The following is an 18,250-nucleotide window of genomic DNA, read 5'->3' as shown; positions in this document are numbered from 1 at the left end:
GGGCGTCGGTGACAAGGAAGGCGCTAGCAGGCCGGCACGCCGGTTGCAGCGGCCACCGAGACACCCCGCCCGTGGACGTAATTCGCCGTGGCAGGTCTCTGGCTCGCGGGGTCATAGCCTCTACCCGTCTTCCCGAGGGTATTCGCCTCAGTGACATGAGTGGATTGGCTCGCCGCTAACAGTTGCGGGGGCAGCGCCGGCATCGCACCGGCTTCCCTCTTAGCTCCGCTGCGGCAGCACCGTACGCGAGAACCACAACAGCAGACAATCACAGCAACCCGCTCTTTGTCAATAACGCATAATGAAATGTTTATGTGGTTATATGGTCGCGTTTTACGCCTTTGTCTAGCATTGTGAAATATTCAGTCTGCTGCCCGCATTCGGCATCGTGGGACGTGATCGCAAGTCAAGTCCGACGGACGCCGCGAGTTCTCCGTTACCTCAGGAACCTTACTGGCCTTCCCCAAGCTGAGCTTCTGGAAAATGCTGGTGACGATCTGGATGACGGTGAATGCCGTCATGGCAAGCACGCCTTGCACCGCTCCTCCAGCGAGCTTCACGGCAGCAGCACGGGTCAGTTCTCCGAAGCGAATGGCTGTCGCTATCAGCGAGCTTTGACACAGTTCCGCCACTGCGGTCATCGCGTCAGTAGGGCGGCTGATTAGTTGCCCGCGCATCTACAGCAACCCAGCCCCTTCCGCCTCGCGGCGCAAATTCTGCCTTGGCCTTGGGCCGATCTGCTGGATCACCAGGCCGGCCGCCAGCGAGCCAAGGTCGCCGCAGGTCTTGAGGTTGCGGCCCTGCGTGTAGCCATGCAGGAAACCGGCGGCGTAGAGGTCGCCGGCGCCGGTGGTGTCGACCAACTCCTTGATGGCGGTCGCCTCGATGACCACGGTCTCGTCGCCGCGCACGATCACCGAGCCTTTTTCGGAACGGGTGACGGCGGCAATCTTGCAGTCCTTGCGGATCTGAGCCAGCGCCTCGTCGAAGGATTTTGTCTGGTAGAGCGACTTGATCTCGTGGCTGTTGGCAAAGACGATGTCGACAGTGCCCGAGCGCATCAGCTCGAGGAACTCGTCCCGGTAGCGGTCGACGCAGAACGAATCCGACAACGTCATCGACACTTCGCGTCCGGCCTCGTGTGCGAGCTTCGCCGTCTGCCGGATCGCCTCCTTGGCGCGCGGCGGATCCCACAGATAGCCCTCGAAATAGGTAACCTTGGCGCCGGATGCCTTGTCGGCCTCGACGTCTTCCGGGCCGAGTTCGACGCAGGCGCCGAGATAGGTGTTCATCGAACGCTCGCCATCGGGGGTGACGAATATCATCGAGCGCGCCGTCGGCGGCTCGCCCTTGAGCGGCCTGGTGTCGAAGGCGACACCCTGTGCATGGATATCGTGCGCATAGATTTCGCCCAGCGCATCGTTGGAGACCTTGCCGAAGAAGGCGGCGCGTCCGCCGAAGCTGGCTACGCCGGCCGCCGTGTTGCCGGCACTGCCGCCGGAGGCCTCGATCGCCGGGCCCATGCGGCTGTAGAGCAGTTCGGCGCGGCGCGTGTCGATCAGGTTCATCGCGCCCTTGATGATGCCGTTGATCTCGAGGAATGCCTCGTCGCACTGGGCGATGATGTCGACAATGGCATTGCCGATGCAAAGCACGTCATAATCCGGCATCAATGTCTCCGCCAAAAAACCCGAGCCGGCTTCTCGCCACGCCTGCCAGGCGCGGGTCTGCCCGGTGGAAATGGGCTTTCCGCTTGCCAATCCGTTCGCCGGCGGCTCTCACGGGGCGGCGAGTCCTGCCTCGCGACGCAATTCGTCCGCCCTGTCTGTCTTCTCCCAGGTGAAATCAGGCTCTTCACGGCCGAAATGGCCATAGGTCGCTGTATTGCGATATATAGGGCGTAAGAGATCAAGCATCTTGATAATGCCTTTCGGTCTGAGATCGAACAACTCAAGAATGAGGCGCTCGATCCTGCTTTCCTCAACCCTGGCTGTCCCGAACGTGTTGACCATGACGGAAACCGGACTGGCCACGCCGATTGCGTAAGCAAGCTGCACCTCGCACACGTCCGCAAGTCCGCTAGCGACGATGTTCTTTGCGACATAGCGGGCTGCATAGGCAGCCGAGCGGTCAACCTTGGACGGGTCCTTGCCCGAGAAGGCGCCGCCGCCATGACGACCCATCCCGCCATAGGAATCGACGATGATCTTGCGTCCAGTGAGACCGCAGTCGCCGCGCGGCCCGCCGACTACGAACCGCCCCGTCGGGTTGACCAGAATTCTGATGCCTTCCGTCTCCAGGTGGGTCGGCAGGACAGGCTTTATGATTTCCTCAATGACGCCCTCGCGGACAGTCTCTTGCGAGACCTGCTCGTCATGTTGCGTCGACACGACGATGGTATCCAGGGCGACCGGGCGCAACCCCTCATAGCGCACTGAGACTTGGGATTTCATGTCAGGACGCAACCAGCCAAGCTGTTGTGCCTTCCGGACATACGCCTGCCGTTTCGTCAAGCGATGAGCGAGCTGGATCGGCAAAGGCATCAGGGTATCGGTTTCGCGGCATGCGTAGCCGAACATGAGGCCCTGATCTCCCGCTCCCTGCTGGAGGTCTTGCCCTCTTCCCTCGTCAACGCCTTGGCTGATGTCGGGCGATTGCTCGGTGAGGGCATGAACGACGGAGCAACGCCGGCCGTCAAAGCCGACGGCCTCGTCGTCGTACCCAATGTCGAGAATCGTATCGCGCGCAACTTGGCTGTAATCCACCTGGGCATCGCTGGTGATCTCGCCAGCCAGAACGACTATCCCTGATTTTACCAACGCTTCACAGGCGACGCGCGCCTTGGGATCTGTGCGGAGGATGGCATCGAGGATGGCATCCGAGATGTTGTCGGCCAACTTATCCGGGTGCCCCGCGCCAACCGATTCGGAAGAGAACACGAACTGCCTAGCCATGAATACCTCGCTTCGGATGTTGGATGTGGTATGGGCATTTTGCTTGGCCCACCTTACTTGTCGGAGATGCCCGGGACCTCGAACGCAGCGCACAAGTCGGCAACGTCTCTTCGCACGCAGGCATGGAGATCTTCGTCGTCTGGCCGCTGGAGGACGGAGTCAATGAAGCCAGCAATTTGCACCATTTCCACATCGCGCATGCCCATTGACGTCACTGCTGGCGCCCCCAGGCGAATTCCGCTTGTGACCGCCGGATGCCGCGGGTCGCCAGGCACCATATTAAAGTTTGTGATGATTCCTGCCTTTGCTAGTCGCTCGGCATAGGCCTTGCCCGATAGTGGCCGATCGCGAAGATCAAGGATCAGCATGTGATTGTCCGTCCCCCCGGTAACCAGGTCATAACCTCGCTCAAGCAGTGCATGTGCCAGAGCCTTGGCATTCTTGACCGTCTGTTGGCCGTAGCTTCGGAAGGACGGGTTCGCGGCTTCGTGCAAGGCAACCGCTAGCGCAGCGATGGCATTCATGTGAGGTCCGCCTTGCAGGTGAGGGAAGACCGCCCGGTCTATTCGTCTGGCGAGATTGTATTTGCTCTTTGTATGATATAGCCGCTGATAGCGATCTTCGTTCCTTGACAAAATGAAGCCACCGCGGGGACCGCGGATCGACTTGTGGGACGTGCTGCTGACCACGTCGCAATGGCCCACGGGATTCGGGTGCGCTCCCGCGGCAATCAGGCCGCTGATGTGCGCAATGTCGGCTACGAGATAGGAGTTCGCTTCCAGGGCAATTTCTGCCATTGCCGCGTAGTCAAAGACACGCGGGTAAGCGGTTCCGCCGACCCAAATGAGCCGCGGCCGTTCCCGCTTGGCTGTCTCGCGCAAGCGGTCATAGTCAATCTGCTGTGTCTTTTCATCTAGTCCATAGGGCACGCGTTGATAGTCAGTTCCGGAAAAGTTGATGGCCCAACCATGAGTCAGATGGCCCCCTTCCGGAAGGGGCAAGCCCATGACTTTGTCACCGGGACTCAAAAGCGCACGATAGACAGCCTGGTTGGCCGGCGAGCCGGAATAAGGCTGGACGTTGGCATGCTCGCTGCCAAATAGCGTTTTCAGGCGCCCAATGGCCAGATCCTCAAGCTCATCAACGATCTCGTTTCCAGCGTAGTAGCGCGCCCCGGGGTACCCCTCGGCGTACTTGTTCGTGAAAATTGAGCCGTTCGCTTCCAGCACGGCCGAGGACGCAAAGTTCTCTGAGGCGATGAGCTTGAGGGTCGTCCGCTCCTGCCGCTCCTGTCTCAGAAGCAGCTCGTGGACGCGGCAATCAACCGCGGCCAAGGAAGACCGCCCGTGGGTGTCCGGCTGTGCGATCGCGCCGTCTGCGGAGTTGTCCATGGTAGCTTCGCGCTCCAATTGGATTGACCTATTTCACGATCAAGCACGCGGTCCCTTTCGGCCGCGTGTCTCGTACCGCTTCGAGCCGCTGCAGGTCCTGTTTATGATAGCCGTCGCGATGGGGCAGGAGATCGACCAATAATTGAACCAGCCCGCCGTCGTTGGATCCTGCGTTGAGATGGTACGAGCGCCACGGAGGCTGTTCGTTGCAGCAAAGAAAGTCGGCTCTGGCGAGCAGCCGGACGTGTCGCGCAACCCGCTCTCGACACACGCTCAGAATCTCCGCTAGCTCGCAGACAGTTAGGTCCGCATGCGCACAAAGGCCCAGGATTCGAAGGCGGTCAGGATGCGCTGCCATGCGTAGGCGACTAACCAGTGTCATCATGGCTCAGGACCAAGTCCTACCGAATTTCTCATTTCGCGTTCTCCGCAGAAGTTGCGATTTCGAAGGGTTGTCCAACGACCGGACAAATCTCGGTGGCCGTGACGACCGTCGATATCCTGTGTCGAACAAACAAATGGGCGCTCTTCTTGCCTTTAGCCGAAATTGCAAGCAGGTCGGCCAGTCGAAGACAAGCGGGGCCACGGTTTGGAACCACTGACCTCAGACGTTGCAATAAGCCTACCATTCACAGCGAGCCGGAGTTGCTAAGAGTCTATGAATTTCCTTGAAGGATCTGTTGCAACGTTTGCCCAGCCTGGCCTGCTCCCGGTTTGCAGCGGTCATGGTCAGGCGATCCATCGCCTCTGCGAGCACGATCAGGAATTTGCCCTGCATCGCATCGCTGATCAGCTCCTGAAGGCCGGGACGCAACAGCGACCCGCCGCAGATCGCGCGGTGGGTATTGCTGTCGACGACTGTCCAGCCTTGCTTTTCAGCACGCAAGCAGCAGAGCCGCAACTGATCCTCGATCGAGGCGTCTCGGTGATTGTCAGTTGAGTAGCGAGCGCCAAGCGCGACCTTCATGAGGCGGCCCCTTACTCCGGGACGCGGTCTCGCGTCTGGCTATCCGTTTCGGCTTGAACGAAATCCCGTGCGGCCTGTCGCGCCAGCAGCCGGACCAGATTGACGAAGCGTCGATCGGGCTTCGGCGACGCAGACACAGCCGATTCGCGGGCCGCGCCGGCGACCACACGAAGCTTTTCGGCTGTTGCCGTTTCGGCGCGCTATGATCGCGTTCCTGTCCTGACGCGAAATACTCCGTTTCGCGACAATGATGCCAAGTCACAGTGCTTGGACAAGCTGGAATTCTATCAATAACGCGCGTCGCGCAGGAGCCAGTGCTGGCCGATGACGGGGCACATTGTGCTCCGAAGAAGCCATGGCTATATATCCGGATAGAGAACGGAGGCACGCGATGGGCAACACTGCACAGAAGAGAGCCATCGAGAATTATCGCTCTCGCCTGGCTGAGCGCGGCATCGCGCGGTTCGAGATCCAGGCCTTCGACGCAGACCGCGATCTACTGCGAACTCTTGCCCGAAAATTAACGGAGAGCGGGCCGGATGCCCGACAGCTTCGTCGGACCATACAGCAAGCCGTGGCGGGTGAGCCACCGAAAGCGGGCAGCATTCTCGCCGCGTTGCGTCGCTCGCCTCTGGTTGGCTCCAATCTCGACCTCAGCCGGCCGCGCGAAGAGGGGCGCAAGATCGACCTGTGACGCGCTACCTTCTTCATACCAATATCATCAGCAACGTCATAAAGCCGGAGCCTTCGGGCTCGTTGCTGGCCTGGATGGGCGCGCAGAAGGACGAAGACCTCTTCATTGCTTCGCTTACTGTCGCCGAAATTCGCCGAGGCATCCTAGAGAAGCCGAAGGGGAAAAAGCGCAGCAGCCTTGAAACTTGGTTCGAGGGCTCCGAAGGCCCGCAAGCGCTGTTCGCTGGCCGCGTGCTATCGTTCGACGAGAAAGCTGGCCTCGTGTGGGCGCGGCTGATGGCCAACGGCAAAGCCAGAGGCCGTTCGCGGAGCGCCCTAGACACAATCATTGCCGCTGTAGCCGAAGCCAACGAGTGTGTTGTAGTGACCGACAATGAAAAGGACTTCGAGGACGTTCAGATAATCAACCCGCTCCGTAGCTCTGGAAGCCAAGCGGGTGATGATAGCTCCAACGGTCCGGCCGTTTCAATTTGAGGATTTCAGCGGCACGGAGTCCGAACGTCTCGTGTTCGCCTACCTTTAGCGATGGCTGGATTGATCTTACTTAGTTCGGCCAGGGACGTCTCTTCCAGTTCCGCTTTAATGCCATCCCGGTTCATCTAGTCAGCTCGATCTACCAACAGTTCGCACGCACGAGCGCCGCGAACAAGGCGCGATCGCAGGGACTGCGCGATACGCGTGTCGAGCTCGTCCATCTTACATTCGATCTCGTCTTCGAAGGCCCTCTCGCCAAACGCCACTGTAGTCCATCCCGCGTGCGCCTCGGGGGCCTTCTCATCGAGGGTTTCTCGCCACTGGTCTGGCGCGCTACCAATGGCAAGTTCGCCCGCTGGGAACTCGTCGGTCTGCACTCCCAGCTCTGGGCATCCACATCAACTGCGGAGCTCTTCATAGCCGTGTTCTTCCTTTAGCTGGCAGCTCTCGAGCTCGACGAGCAGCCGATCAGCGACATCCGCGACCTCAAGTTCGACCCGGTTGACTCGATAACACCCTATTGGCAGAGTCAGTCGGGGAGGATCTGCCCACTCCGATCACAAGCCGATCTTTCGACCCCGTGGTCGGGAATTCTCCATGGACCTTCGTGAAGAAGGAATGCAGCGCCGAAAGCCGAAGCGCTTCCGATACATCGAAGCCCCTTCCGAGTCGGAGCCCCGATTAGGCATTCCTGCCACTCTATCTAGCCGACCCCCGTGGCCGCGTTGCCGATCGGTGCGCTAGTCGACTACATCGCCCCGGCACGTTGAAGATCGTCTCTGCTGATGCTCGTTGAGCAATTCAGGCCGCCTCCGGCTGGCGTTTGATCAGCGTCAGCGTCAACCAGCGCGCGGTCAGCGCCGGCTTTTTCGAGCCCTCGATCTCAATCGTCACGCCCAGCGCCGTCTGCACCCAGCCCGACGGCCTGACCTTGACGTCGGCCAGTACGAAACGGGTGCGGATGCGAGATCCGGTTTTCACCGGCGCCAGGAAGCGCAGCGATTCGAAGCCATAGTTGACACCCATCTTGCAGTTTTCGAGCGGCCGCATGGTCTCGAAAGTCATCGCCGACAAAAGCGAAAGCGACAGGAAGCCATGTGCGATGGTGCCGCCGAACGGCGTCTCGCGCTTGGCGCGCTCCGGATCGCAGTGGATGAACTGGTGGTCATCGGTGGCCTCGGCGAACTGGTCGATCATCTGCTGCGAGACCACCCGCCACGGCGACACGCCGATTTCCTTGCCGACGCTGGCCAGAAGTTCGTCGAGACTGATCGGTTCCACGCTAATGTCCTCCATTTCAACCGTCCGAAGCGCGAGCGGCTTCATTCCGAACAGTGTCAGCCCATGCTGCACCGACTGCCGGCCATCCATCGGCAGGATGGCGCCGGTGAGATGACTGCCGTCACGGCTGTACGAATAGAACGTTCCGCCGGCAATCTCATCGGCGCACCGATGCGCCCGATCCGAACATGGCCGCAGACGGGCTGGCTTGTACCTCGGTCGCGGTGCGCGTCCTACAGGCCAACGAAACAGCTCGTCTTGCTACCGGTGATCATTCCGCCGGCGCCGCTATGCGGTATTGTCGCAGATTGATAAAATCAATTGTCTGGATAGTAACCATCCGTGTTTCGAATTTGGAGGAGTCCAGCAGACGGGGTGGCTTGTGGTCCTTGTTGAAGCGCGCCGGCCTCATTCACCGGTAGCACTGAGCCGGCAAGAAGCGCCAGTTCAATGACATTGGGTGTCGACACGGCAAAGCGGCATCAGATGCTACTTCATGATGCGGGATGGCGCTTGCTTCAAGAACGCTCGGCCTGACGTGGAAGCCAGCACCGGATCTGGATTGTCGGTGCGCGGATATTCGCGCAGCACAGCGGCAACCGCAGCGACGATCGATCTCAGCCGTTGCGAGCATGCCGATCTTGGTGGCGGCCACTCTGTTAGGCTGAAGCGTAGCGCGCATCCGATCCGCCACCGGACGGGGTTGCGTAACTTGGATTTCCAGGCGTGTTCATGGGTTTGCACCGTCAGCGCGCTGACAGCAAGGCAGGTGCGCACGCCACTGGAAGCGATCGTCTGGATCTCGCGGGCAATTCCAGCCCCCACCGCTGGTGTCTGACCCGACAGCAACGAGCACATGTGGTTCTCGCCTCGGCGCCATTGCTCTGGTCTTTCGATCCATTCTCGCGTGCGCGCTTCTGGGGCGTCGTTCAGCGCAAAGTCGGTGACCACGGCTGCGCTTTCCGCGCCAGCCTCAAAAAACGCCTTCGAGACGGTCAGGTTGAGGCCGCCGATGCAGACCAATGGGATCGGCGCGACCTGGTGCTTCCACCGCTGATCCGCTCGAGTCCTCGCGACGCCCATTCATCTTCTTGAGGCTGTTGGATAGACTGGGGCGAGCGCCACATACTCCGGTTCCGCCACTGGCGCCGTTTCCAGTTCGGTGTGATCGTGGATCGACAGGCCGAGCTTCAATCCGACGTATTTCATCGCCAGCATCGGCGGCAGCCAAATCCTTTTGACCAAGATGGACGAAGTCGCAGCCTTCCTCGATTGCCGTGCGCCAAATGTCGTTGACTCACTTGGCAACCATGGACCGCGCAGGCGTCGTTCGCGCGGCGGATTTCCGTCTGCAGTCCTTTCTCGTCCATATCCTTTATCCGGAGCTGCACCAGACGGACGCCGAGCGGCACCAGCCGGTCAATCCAGCCGGCACGTCCACGACTTCATGAGAAGACGGCCCTGCCGATCGTCGGTGGGTAGCGCCGTTCGAGCATTCCCGAGCTGAAAGCTTCACGACCGGCATCGACCGCTTTGCCGAACGCACGCGCCATGCCGACCGGATCGGCCGCCCTCGGGACCGCCGTGTTCAGGAGCACGGCGTCAAACCCGAGCTCTATGACGGTCGCCGCGTACGACGGCCGTCCGAGCCGTGCATGCATCAATCAACGGAATGTAGGGGGAATGTCCGCGCATCAACTGGACCTCGGAGCTCAACGCTTCATCGCATTAGAATGAGCGTTCGAAACGCAGGATACCGCCGACACTGCTCTTCTTGTTGGCATTGGTCCAGTTCACTTCGGAAGCTTTCACCTTTCCGACGGCGGAGCCTCCGTAGCGGTCATAGTCGAGTTCAGCCGTAACTGTGAAATCGGGAAGGAACGCATAGGCGACGTTCGCAGCGACACCATAGTTGTTGAGCTGATCACCCGAGAGCTGAAGGTTGAACGAAGCTGACTCGGTGAGCTCGTAACCGGCGCCAGCCCAGAAACCCCAGTTCCCACCCCAAGGTTTATAGAAACCGCGACCATGAGCGTCTACCGAATTCGTCGAGCCGTAGTTGAGCTGGCCATGGGAACCGTAGCCCAACATTCCGGATAGCAATAGTTCGTTGGTGACATTGATGTCGACACGGACCTTGGCGGCCACCGATTCGTAGTTGCTATCATAAGCTGCAACGCCGGTGATCGCTCCCCAGCCATGTGCGTATTTCAAGCCGCCTACTATGTGGGGAGCGTAGCTGTCGATTGTGCCGACCACGTCCGAGCCTTGTTCCAGCGAAACCACGGCCGAAAAGCCGTTCCCTGCGTCCAAGTAGTACTGAACCACATTGGTATCGAAAGCGCCGTACGGAGCCGGCGTCTGGTTCAGTACATCACCCGCGCAGCCAATAAACATGTCGAAAGCCGACCGGTCCTTACCAACTCGCAGGCCACCAAGCTGAATCCAGGCGATAGTCAGGCCGCTGCCTCCGTTCAAGGCATAGGACCGAGAACTGTCCGAAACCGATGTCTGGTGGCTGCCGAAGTTCACGCGGGTTTCGGTGTAGGTCTTCAACGTCCCGCGTTCGGTCTCCTGGCCGGTCCAGGTTTTCAATGTGAAGCGTGTGTTGTTTTGCCACGCGCTCTGATGCTCACCAGTCCTCACATCCGAGGTTCTTGAGTGGTCAAACAATCCGACGTTGTAACGGACAGAGCCGCCGATTCGCAGGCAGGTCTCGGTGCCTGAAATGTAGACGTAGCCCGAGCCGTAGACGTCGCAGATCTTGACGTACTCAGTCGGGTCAGGCTCGGCGGCGGTGCTGACGGCGCGAGCGTTGGAAACGGCAATCAGTGCCGCAGTTGAGCCGAGGAGGAGGCTCCTAATGGTCATTGTCGATCTCCGCTTTAATAATAAAGTGATGGACGCGAGTGATTCTGTGAACAGCTTTGAAACGTGCGCAGTTTTGCTGCGCCGTCAGCTAAGCCCTGAAGGAAATCCTAGAATGTACTCTGGTGATTGTTGTCCAATATTTGGTTTTAGCTGCCGATAACATAATTTTCGCCGAAATGGAGGTATGCAAAATTTTGTACAATCATCACAGTCAACTCAGCTGGTAGAGGTAGGCGTCACAAAGGGTCCTGCATTCGACCGCAAATGACGTGCCAGCCTGACGACCAGCTGCGGCTTGAAGCTCAATTGTGCGGGCGGACCTTGGTTCGCACTTCCTTGTTTTTGCCTTGCGGATCCACCCAAGCACGAACGGAAAACGTTCGGCTACAGTTCGACTGTTCGCTTCGCGACAGTTCCGTTCAATGGGGACAGCATTGTTTGTGGTGAGCCCGACGTTGAGGCATCATGCGGCGGCACCGCTCGGCACGACGCCGTCATGATGGCGAGCTGATGCTCGACAACTACGCGCTGCAGCCTTGCACCAAACAGCGCTCGGCAATAAGTCTCGACCAGCGCTCAAAGTCCCGATAGGTCCGGCCGTTAGGATGGAGTGCGCAGGCCACCCCTTCACGCTGGAATTCTTCGAATGTGATGGCGATACGCTTTATCGCGTGAAGATCATCTGTTCGCGGATTGTCGAGCAGAAGACCGAAGTTCGGTGTCGTTACAAGCGCGATTCCAAGTTCCTTTGTCCCCCTAATGATGGCGGTGCGCTGCTCGCCAAGGGTCCACCACTATGTGCGACAGAGGTTTCGCGCGTTTCGAAGTGAAGCTTCCCGTGTTTGAAATCGATGAGATCGGGCAAGCGCCAGGCGAACACTTTGCCAGCGAGCGGCGTCGTTCGACTGCTTCCATGGTAGATGAGCGGCACGATGTCCGCGCTCAATTGGGCAGAACAAACTGCCGTGCGTGGAATGTCCTCAAATCCGAAGCCGCCAACCTCGCGCATCTGCTGCACAAAGAGCTGCGGCTTATGCCGCCGCCAATGCTCACGATTGGCCAAATCTTTGGAAGTTGGCTCTCCGGGATCGATGAATCTGAGAAATACGAATTCGCCATAGCGCTACTCCGGGACGCGGCACTGCCGCATCAAATGCGAAAACGTGATCGGGACCGCGCGGAAGCGCTACACCTCGCAGGTGGGCGTCCACCATCGCTCCGGAATCGCGCCGTTGCTCTGGCGCAAGAACGCGGCGAGGTACGGACTCGCGATCTCACCGACGTCGGCATCCCACGGTGCTACCTCTCCCGGATGTGCGAGGAAGGGCTGCTCGTGAAGGTCGGCTATGGGCGGTATCGAGCCGCTGCCTACGTTGAAGCGAACTGAGCTGGCTAGGCGAGTGACTTCAGGATGACCCCGGAAGTATTATCAAAGAGATCGTTGCGGAAAATTCAGATTGGCATGTGCTCAAACGTGATCCAGAATTTCCGTTGAGCAAAGTTGGTAGTGAAAGCGCGTGACCTCGTCGGCGTGTGGCAGAAGGCGATTTCAGCTGTGATTGACAAGACCGCGCCTGCTGGTCGCTGAACGGTCAGCGACAAGAGGCCTGGCACACTAGCACACGTGAGTTCAGGGCTCATGAAAGGGTAATGCTCAACAATCCTGCTCAATGAACGTCGTAATGAATGACGAGCTTGTTCTGAGTATTTAACAGGTGAGCGATTTCAGGGGCGTGAATTCGGTTCATTCAGGTTTGAAGGTCCAAAAAGGTTGCAACTTACTACCGACACCGTCCCGTCATCGCGCAATTGCAATTCGATCTAACCGGCTTATTCTGAGCTGTCGGGGAAATGTTACAGCGGAGGGAAACCGTGAACGATTTGCTGACCAAACCGGCTACGCCCAGGTCAAGACATTTCAATCTGAAACTGGCTGTCGCAGCCGTGTCTATCACTTACGCGCTTTTCGGCGTCTACGGCAAATCCTTCGGCGATGCATTCTTCGGCATCATTCTGGCGCTCATAGCCTTCCTCGACGAGTATGGATTTGACACGAACCGTTATGTCGATGCGGCGCGGCAAAAGTTGCAAAGGTTCTATCGGCAAGGTGATAAGATCGCGCGGGTTCTCGTCTTCACTATCGGAGTCGGTGGAACCGCTCTGATCGTGGACTGGATATTCAATCTCAACGTCATCCCGATCGATGCGGTCGATCCATGGATAAAGCGTCTGGCGCCGGCGCTGGTCATTGCCGCGACAACGCTTTTTCTCGTGACTTTCTTTTCCAAGTTTTTCTATCAGCTCAACGTCACCGTCGCGGATCGAATATCGAACCGGATTGAGATCACGCTCTACCTGGCCACATCGCTCTTTATTGTTTCGAACATCGTCTTCTGGATCGGGATTAATGTCGAAAACGCGCTTCCCTCCTCCTCCACCGATCTGAACAGGTATGATCCAGGGCAATGGGCAGATATTTCTCCGTGGTGGCAGAATTTGCTTCTGTCCCTTGTCCTAATCTCCCTGGTTTGGCTGACCGCCAGCTTCATTTGGGCCTTCTCGCGCTACGCGGAATATTATTGGCGCGACGTACCGCTGAACTCCAAGCCCAAGAGGGCTCAGAACCAGGACGGCAGAAGTACGAAATCCAAGTAACAGCCGCAGGTTGGCGGCAGCGATTGATCATGCTCGACCGGAATCGCCGGTGTTAGATAGGAGTGGCTTCTTCGATGTAAAAATGAGCGAACTTCTTGTGGTTGCGTGGAGCCTGAGGTCGGTAAGGTCCGAACCCGGCGCACTGCGGGACGTCGCTGAACTCAAAGCGTGCGTCGACGGTGGGATGGACTACAGCCTCCGGATTGATCTCTCGGAGTTTGGCCTTGTAGCCTAGTTTGGCGGTCAACCATGAGAGCCACGTAGGGGTCCGGCAAACAAAGGCCTGTGATCTTGAGCCGAATCCAGGGCTTGTTGGCTCACTTGGCTTCGCCCAGTTCCAGCCTCAGCTTGTGCAGGAAGGTTTCGAGAGTGCCCTCGTCTTTCGGCCAATCCGTTGGCATAGACGGTCTTTAAGGCGGAGTCCTTGTAACGGACCGTGCGGCTACGAGCCGGCCTAGGCTACTATGCTAGTATCGGGGATTTATTTGCTAGGAGTGGGACATGGGCATTAACGATATTTCGACAGATCCATTGGCTGACCTCGAGGACGCTTGTGACCTTATGGATGGCAGTTGCGCCGGGCGCACTCACTTCATCCTCCACCAGACCGTGGACGGAAAGCTCACCTACGACACAGTGAAGCCTTGGATTGGGAAAAAGCGTAACAAGTCGCACGCGGTAATTCTCAAAACGGGAGAGGTGGTCCATTTGTGGCCATTCCAAGAGACGAACGTGTGGGCGACGAAGGCAGAGTCCGGCTTGAAGCCAAAGAACGGAAAGCTGCCTAAGTTCGACCTTAAGGGCAAGGCAATTAACATTGAAATAGACTACGAGGAGGGGGGCTCTCCGAACTCGGCGCAGTACACGAGCCTAGCGGCTTGTTATATTGGCGCTTGCCGTACGGTCGATCGAGTTCTCACGATCGTGCCACATATAGAAATCGATCGCGGGATTCCGGACGGCCACAGTGACCCGCAGAACTTCAATTACACGGGATTCTACGAGCGATTGAACGATCTGGGCGTGGACATGGATCGGGTTCCTCGGTTCGACCATAACCGATATTGGGCAAAGGAGTCGTACAAGGTCCCGTACGCGGATGATTGGTTTTCATGGCCACCGGTGCTGACCGGCGACCCGCATGCCAAACCCAAGGGGGTCGAGCGAGTGGCGAGCCCGCACGGCGATCAGCGCGAGTGGGCAGGGATGCTGTCGAAAGATGCCAGCTTTCACCTCGTTTCAACTGGCGCGATTGGGGTCAAAGAGTTCGATCGCCTTATTCGAAGACTTGAGCAGGAGAGGGAGATTCTTGCCGAGGAAACCGAGGAGCGGGATGAAAACTGAGACGACCACGCGCCACGATCTTCCAAACGCTGATCATTACTGGGGCAGCGGCATTCTGAGGCGAGCCAGTGCTCGAGAAGGGTTCGCCGTTCTGCGCGGGCAATCGGGTGTATTTTGGGAATGGGCACGAATGGCGGACGGGAGCTAGCATCTTGTGAGTCATCTAGGAATTGCTGAAACTCCGAGCGCAAAGATGCCACAGGTGGGCTGCTGATAGCTACGCCTGAAGGAGCGCACTTCAGACAGTCGCTTATCGATGTATGAAGTTAGGTCCTTGAGATAAACGCCTTTGGCACTCTTCTGGCTTCTTTCCTGCTCTGGCTAGCGGAAGCTCAATTTTTCCAGCGCTCACTGTACGAAAAAATTGGTGAGCGTCTGTTGTTCGGCAGCCATCGGCAGGCGCTCAGAGGCGCCGAAGGCGCGTTCGTCATGTTGCTCCCATCTGGGCGCCGTCGCCCGATTGCAAAGGAGCAAAGGGCGTGATCGCAAGCTAGTCGAGGCGCTCGGCAAGGCAGCTCCGCCGGTTGTGTGCGTCAAGTTCTGCAAAATGGGCGATCATGAAACTGGTCATGCGGCTTGGCGCAGAGCGAGCTTCTTGTGCTCGCGCAGGTCGTCCATGTTGATGTATCGGTTGGCCTCCATCCAGTTTTCATTGGTCTCGACGGCCAACGCCCTGACCAGGCGCAGGCAGCTTTCGGTATTGGGGAAGATGCGCACGACATAGGTGCGCCGGCGGATTTCCTCGTTGAGCCGCTCCAGCATGTTGGTGGATTTGAGATGCTTGTGGTGCTGTCTCGGCAGCCTGAAGAAGGTCAGGGTTTGTTCGATGGCATCCTCGGCCCAGCCTGTCAGGCGCGGATAGCGTGCCGACCATTTGGCAAGCCATGCGGCAAGATCAGCCCTGGCCTCTGCGAGATCGCGCCGGTCGTAGAGCCAGCGCAATTCCTGCAGGCAGTCGTCGCCGTGCTTCCTCGGCAGATGATCGAGCGCGTTCCTGAGGAAGTGCACGTAGCAGCGTTGCCAGGCGGCTTCGGGGATCACCTCGCCGATCGCTGCCACCAGGCCGGCGTGATCGTCGGACACAACCAACTCGACGCCCTTGAGGCCGCGCGCCTTGAGGCCGACGAGGAAGTCCTTCCAGGCCGAGCGGCTCTCGCGATTGGCTATCTCCACGGCCAGGATCTGGCGCCTTCCGTCCCAGTCGATACCGACCGCGATCAGCACCGCCTGGCTCATGACAACACCGGCTTCACGCACCTTCTCGTAGCGCGCATCGAGGATGAGGTAAGGAAACGGCTCTTGAAGGGGGCGCCTGGCAAAGGCAGCGAGGCTCTCGTCCAAGCGCTTGTTGATGGCCGAGATCGACGAGGCCCAGAACGCATGACCGCACAGTTCTTCCGTGATCGCCTTCACCTTGCGGGTCGACACGCCCTGGACATACATCTCGGCCAGTGTCGCCACCAATGCCTCTCCGCCGCGAGGAGGGCAGGGCGCTGAACAGCCGCGCTGCGAAGGCGAGGCCGCGTTCGAGTCGCATCGAGCACCCTAGTGCGATGGCATCAGCAAAAATCAAGGTCGCTCGGCTGCGCCTCTCGTTGCGTTTCATGATTGGAATCGCACTGGCCACGTGCAACTCACCATTAGCTCGCCGGCGGCGTTGTCCAATTGATATGCACCGCATGATGGGCCGAGGGCACGTCAGTGTGCGTGAAGCCCTTGAGAAGTGGCGCGAAGTCACGCCTTGGCATAGTCGGGTCGGACGGCATGGGCGCCAAATGTACGCGCGGGATCTCCTCGATGCGCTCCTCAATCTGATCGTTCAGCTCGGCCCTTGCGTAGCGCGGATGAAGGTCCGCTCGCAGTTGGATCACCATGCCAGAGACCGCGTACTGCCCCAGTCGAACACGATCGGGGTTCCACAGAGGAAGCCGCCCGAAACCCGATGCGGTGAATTGGGCGTCAACGGCTGTCCCAACCTGATCGCCGTAGTCGAGGGGAGTAGTCATATCTTTCTCGAGGAACTCGCCAAGCGTCAGCTTCGCAGCCAATTGAACTGCCTCGGCTGGCAAGCCCAGTCCCTCGCTGTCGCGCAAATCAAGGAGCATCGGCTCGCGCCCATGACTGCTCCAGCTGGAGAATTCCCCGATCATCTGGAACAGCGGGTTGATGTCGGGCAGCTTGTCGTCGTTGACGTCCGCCTTGTTGCGCTCGATCCGGACCCGCACGCGCGCGTAGCGCCAGGGTTCGTCCAGCACAACCACCCTCAGCACAAAGCGATCCTGCGGCTTTGGATCGGCATCGAGACCCATGATTTCGGCGGCCAGCACCGCGCCAATCCCTTGCGGCCATTGATTCTCGAGCCGCTGCGCGGCATCCGACTTGCTGGGGCGTGAAGCCGGCCACGACAGTCGTGCTGTTACCCTTCTGCGATGCTCGCTTGCCGGAGTCCACGACCGGCGGCGCCGGGACCAGGAGCCCATCGTCGGCAGTCGTTGGGGCCAGCCAGTCGCGGAGCTGCTTCTCAAGGTTAGCACGCGAGATCTTGGCGGGCTTCGGGATCACGCCGTTTGGCTTGCGACCCGCAGACGCTGGTATGCGAACCAGTCGCCGAGTTCACCCTCGACGGCGTATCTCTTTGGCGCGACGGCATCCTCGTCCACGAACGGGCTGTCGCCAATCTCGACCTCGATGCGGATGCGGTCATTGTGGAATGGGCCTTTGGAGCCCGAGGACTCCTCGTCACCCTCCAGCACGAAATAGTGCTCGGAGGCATAGCTCTCGAGATGCCACCAGCCGGGCGCGGCTAGCCCATTGCTGTCGGCTGGATCAGCCCTGTCAGGGTTGGATTGCGGCGCTTCGCTCTTAGCCCTGTGCCGCCCGAGCCGTAGGCCACCATCTTCTTATCATCGAGACAACCTTTCAGGAGGTCGGCCAGCTGATCGTTCAGGGGCCGCATGGGCGTTGTCAGATTCACCGGCAGCGGCGCGCGAGGCGGTCCGCTGTCGGCGCTGGGCTTCTGCTTCACTGGCGTCGCGGGCCGACGTCGCGAGGGCAGCAGGTAGAAGCGCCGGGTGTTCGGGGCGACCGGTTTGGTCCAGTTCGGGTTCCAATGCACGACATCGGCTTCGATCTGGCGGGCCGGGGCGAGGCCATCGTCGAAGCGATTATGCTGCTCGATGACGTCCTCGCCGCTGCGCGCTTGGGCATCGCCGCGCTGGCGCAGTTTCGCGCCGCCCGACCCAAGCACAACGCCAGGTCCGCCGCGTGTCCACAGCGGCCGCGGCGGGTCAAAAACGCTCCCATCGATCTCGAACTCGTCATCATATCGGGCGTCGTCGAGTATATCGACAACGTAACCCCCCGCCGCAGCGTTGTGGAACAGAGGAAAGAGGAAACGGTCGACATCAAAGCGCTAGCGGTCTCGCCTGGCGCGGGTGCGGGATGGATCTGCTTACGCAATTGCAAGGAGTAGAGCCGTTGGGTCCAGGAATCGGGTTCGAAGATCGCCACTCCGAAGCCCTTGGTCGTGGCGAAGAGCCCGGGGGTCGTGATGAGCAGGCTCTTCAGCGTCATCGAAAGATGGCCGGCCAGCTCTGCCGAAAGGTCCTTGACGTGTTCGA

At 59.2% G+C, this 18,250-nt stretch carries 15 protein-coding genes, 3 pseudogenes and 1 riboswitch; of the genes and pseudogenes, 6 read left to right on the top strand and 12 right to left on the bottom strand.

From position 1 onward, the window contains the following. Window positions 1–72: 72 nt before the first annotated feature. Window positions 73–272, bottom strand: a riboswitch (cobalamin riboswitch). A 405-nt stretch (window positions 273–677) separates the two neighbouring features. The 4 genes from NLY43_RS12545 to NLY43_RS12525 form a co-directional block, all read right to left on the bottom strand. After that, on the bottom strand, window positions 678–1,670 hold the full coding sequence (locus tag NLY43_RS12545) for an adenosine kinase (RefSeq protein WP_023697198.1): 993 nt from the start codon (window positions 1,668–1,670) through the stop codon (window positions 678–680). Window positions 1,671–1,778: 108 nt separating this feature from the next. Next, window positions 1,779–2,954, bottom strand: a complete 1,176-nt coding sequence (metK, locus tag NLY43_RS12540) for a methionine adenosyltransferase (protein ID WP_023693516.1) — start codon at window positions 2,952–2,954, stop codon at window positions 1,779–1,781. Between the two features lie 53 nt (window positions 2,955–3,007). Then, window positions 3,008–4,345 carry a serine hydroxymethyltransferase gene (gene glyA / locus NLY43_RS12535; RefSeq protein ID WP_023712858.1) on the bottom strand — a complete coding sequence of 446 codons (1,338 nt, stop codon included), beginning with the start codon at window positions 4,343–4,345 and terminating at the stop codon, window positions 3,008–3,010. Between the two features lie 622 nt (window positions 4,346–4,967). Then, window positions 4,968–5,312: a recombinase family protein gene (locus tag NLY43_RS12525; protein WP_023690648.1), complete on the bottom strand. Its 345-nt coding sequence runs from the start codon at window positions 5,310–5,312 to the stop codon at window positions 4,968–4,970. A gap of 391 nt (window positions 5,313–5,703) precedes the next feature. Between NLY43_RS12525 and NLY43_RS12520 the strand changes: the two genes are divergently transcribed. Both NLY43_RS12520 and NLY43_RS12515 read left to right on the top strand, forming a co-directional pair. Further along, window positions 5,704–6,006: a hypothetical protein gene (locus tag NLY43_RS12520; protein ID WP_023671839.1), complete on the top strand. Its 303-nt coding sequence runs from the start codon at window positions 5,704–5,706 to the stop codon at window positions 6,004–6,006. Beyond that, window positions 6,003–6,479: a type II toxin-antitoxin system VapC family toxin gene (locus NLY43_RS12515; protein WP_023685624.1), complete on the top strand. Its 477-nt coding sequence runs from the start codon at window positions 6,003–6,005 to the stop codon at window positions 6,477–6,479. Before NLY43_RS12520 ends, NLY43_RS12515 begins: the two co-directional genes overlap by 4 nt. 801 nt (window positions 6,480–7,280) lie before the next feature. Here NLY43_RS12515 and NLY43_RS12510 read toward each other — a convergent pair. From NLY43_RS12510 to NLY43_RS12495, 4 genes and pseudogenes are all read right to left on the bottom strand, one after another. Continuing rightward, window positions 7,281–7,775, bottom strand: coding sequence for a MaoC family dehydratase (locus NLY43_RS12510; protein WP_031198759.1), 495 nt, complete (start codon window positions 7,773–7,775; stop codon window positions 7,281–7,283). An 864-nt stretch (window positions 7,776–8,639) separates the two neighbouring features. Next, window positions 8,640–9,184, bottom strand: a pseudogene (locus NLY43_RS12505) (thiamine phosphate synthase); the annotation flags it as partial. Window positions 9,185–9,205: 21 nt separating this feature from the next. Then, window positions 9,206–9,455, bottom strand: a pseudogene (locus tag NLY43_RS12500) (thiazole synthase); the annotation flags it as partial. Window positions 9,456–9,488: 33 nt separating this feature from the next. Continuing rightward, entirely contained in the window at window positions 9,489–10,631 is a 1,143-nt protein-coding gene (locus NLY43_RS12495; protein ID WP_023712854.1) for a porin, read from the bottom strand. Between the two features lie 838 nt (window positions 10,632–11,469). Here NLY43_RS12495 and NLY43_RS12490 point away from each other — a divergent pair. The 3 genes from NLY43_RS12490 to NLY43_RS12480 all read left to right on the top strand — a co-directional run bounded on the left by NLY43_RS12490 (window position 11,470) and on the right by NLY43_RS12480 (window position 14,630). After that, entirely contained in the window at window positions 11,470–12,018 is a 549-nt protein-coding gene (locus NLY43_RS12490; protein WP_245264068.1) for a type IV toxin-antitoxin system AbiEi family antitoxin domain-containing protein, read from the top strand. A gap of 485 nt (window positions 12,019–12,503) precedes the next feature. Next, window positions 12,504–13,286, top strand: a complete 783-nt coding sequence (locus NLY43_RS12485; protein ID WP_023712852.1) for a hypothetical protein — start codon at window positions 12,504–12,506, stop codon at window positions 13,284–13,286. A 501-nt stretch (window positions 13,287–13,787) separates the two neighbouring features. Beyond that, window positions 13,788–14,630: an N-acetylmuramoyl-L-alanine amidase gene (locus NLY43_RS12480; RefSeq protein WP_023712850.1), complete on the top strand. Its 843-nt coding sequence runs from the start codon at window positions 13,788–13,790 to the stop codon at window positions 14,628–14,630. Between the two features lie 567 nt (window positions 14,631–15,197). Here the strand turns inward: NLY43_RS12480 and NLY43_RS12475 are convergent. The 4 genes and pseudogenes from NLY43_RS12475 to NLY43_RS12460 form a co-directional block, all read right to left on the bottom strand. After that, window positions 15,198–16,109: pseudogene (locus tag NLY43_RS12475) on the bottom strand (IS256 family transposase); the annotation flags it as partial. A gap of 161 nt (window positions 16,110–16,270) precedes the next feature. Then, the gene (locus NLY43_RS12470; protein WP_023713160.1) at window positions 16,271–16,957 is read right to left on the bottom strand and encodes a hypothetical protein; all 687 of its coding nucleotides are present in this window, start codon (window positions 16,955–16,957) and stop codon (window positions 16,271–16,273) included. 231 nt (window positions 16,958–17,188) lie between these two features. Beyond that, entirely contained in the window at window positions 17,189–17,383 is a 195-nt protein-coding gene (locus NLY43_RS12465) for a hypothetical protein (RefSeq protein WP_023713161.1), read from the bottom strand. Between the two features lie 50 nt (window positions 17,384–17,433). Further along, window positions 17,434–17,745, bottom strand: coding sequence for a hypothetical protein (locus NLY43_RS12460; protein ID WP_023713816.1), 312 nt, complete (start codon window positions 17,743–17,745; stop codon window positions 17,434–17,436). On the opposite strand from NLY43_RS12460, the gene NLY43_RS12455 reads away from it, so the two are divergent. Continuing rightward, complete coding sequence (locus NLY43_RS12455) at window positions 17,740–18,102, top strand: hypothetical protein (protein WP_023713817.1); 363 nt, start codon at window positions 17,740–17,742, stop codon at window positions 18,100–18,102. The genes NLY43_RS12460 and NLY43_RS12455 overlap by 6 nt on opposite strands. Window positions 18,103–18,250 lie beyond the last annotated feature (148 nt).

Origin of the sequence: Mesorhizobium sp. C416B, from assembly GCF_030323165.1 — a bacterium.
Lineage (GTDB): Bacteria > Pseudomonadota > Alphaproteobacteria > Rhizobiales > Rhizobiaceae > Mesorhizobium.
The sequence above is the reverse complement of the archived record's forward strand: the minus strand, read 5'-3'. Positions and strand labels throughout refer to the sequence as shown.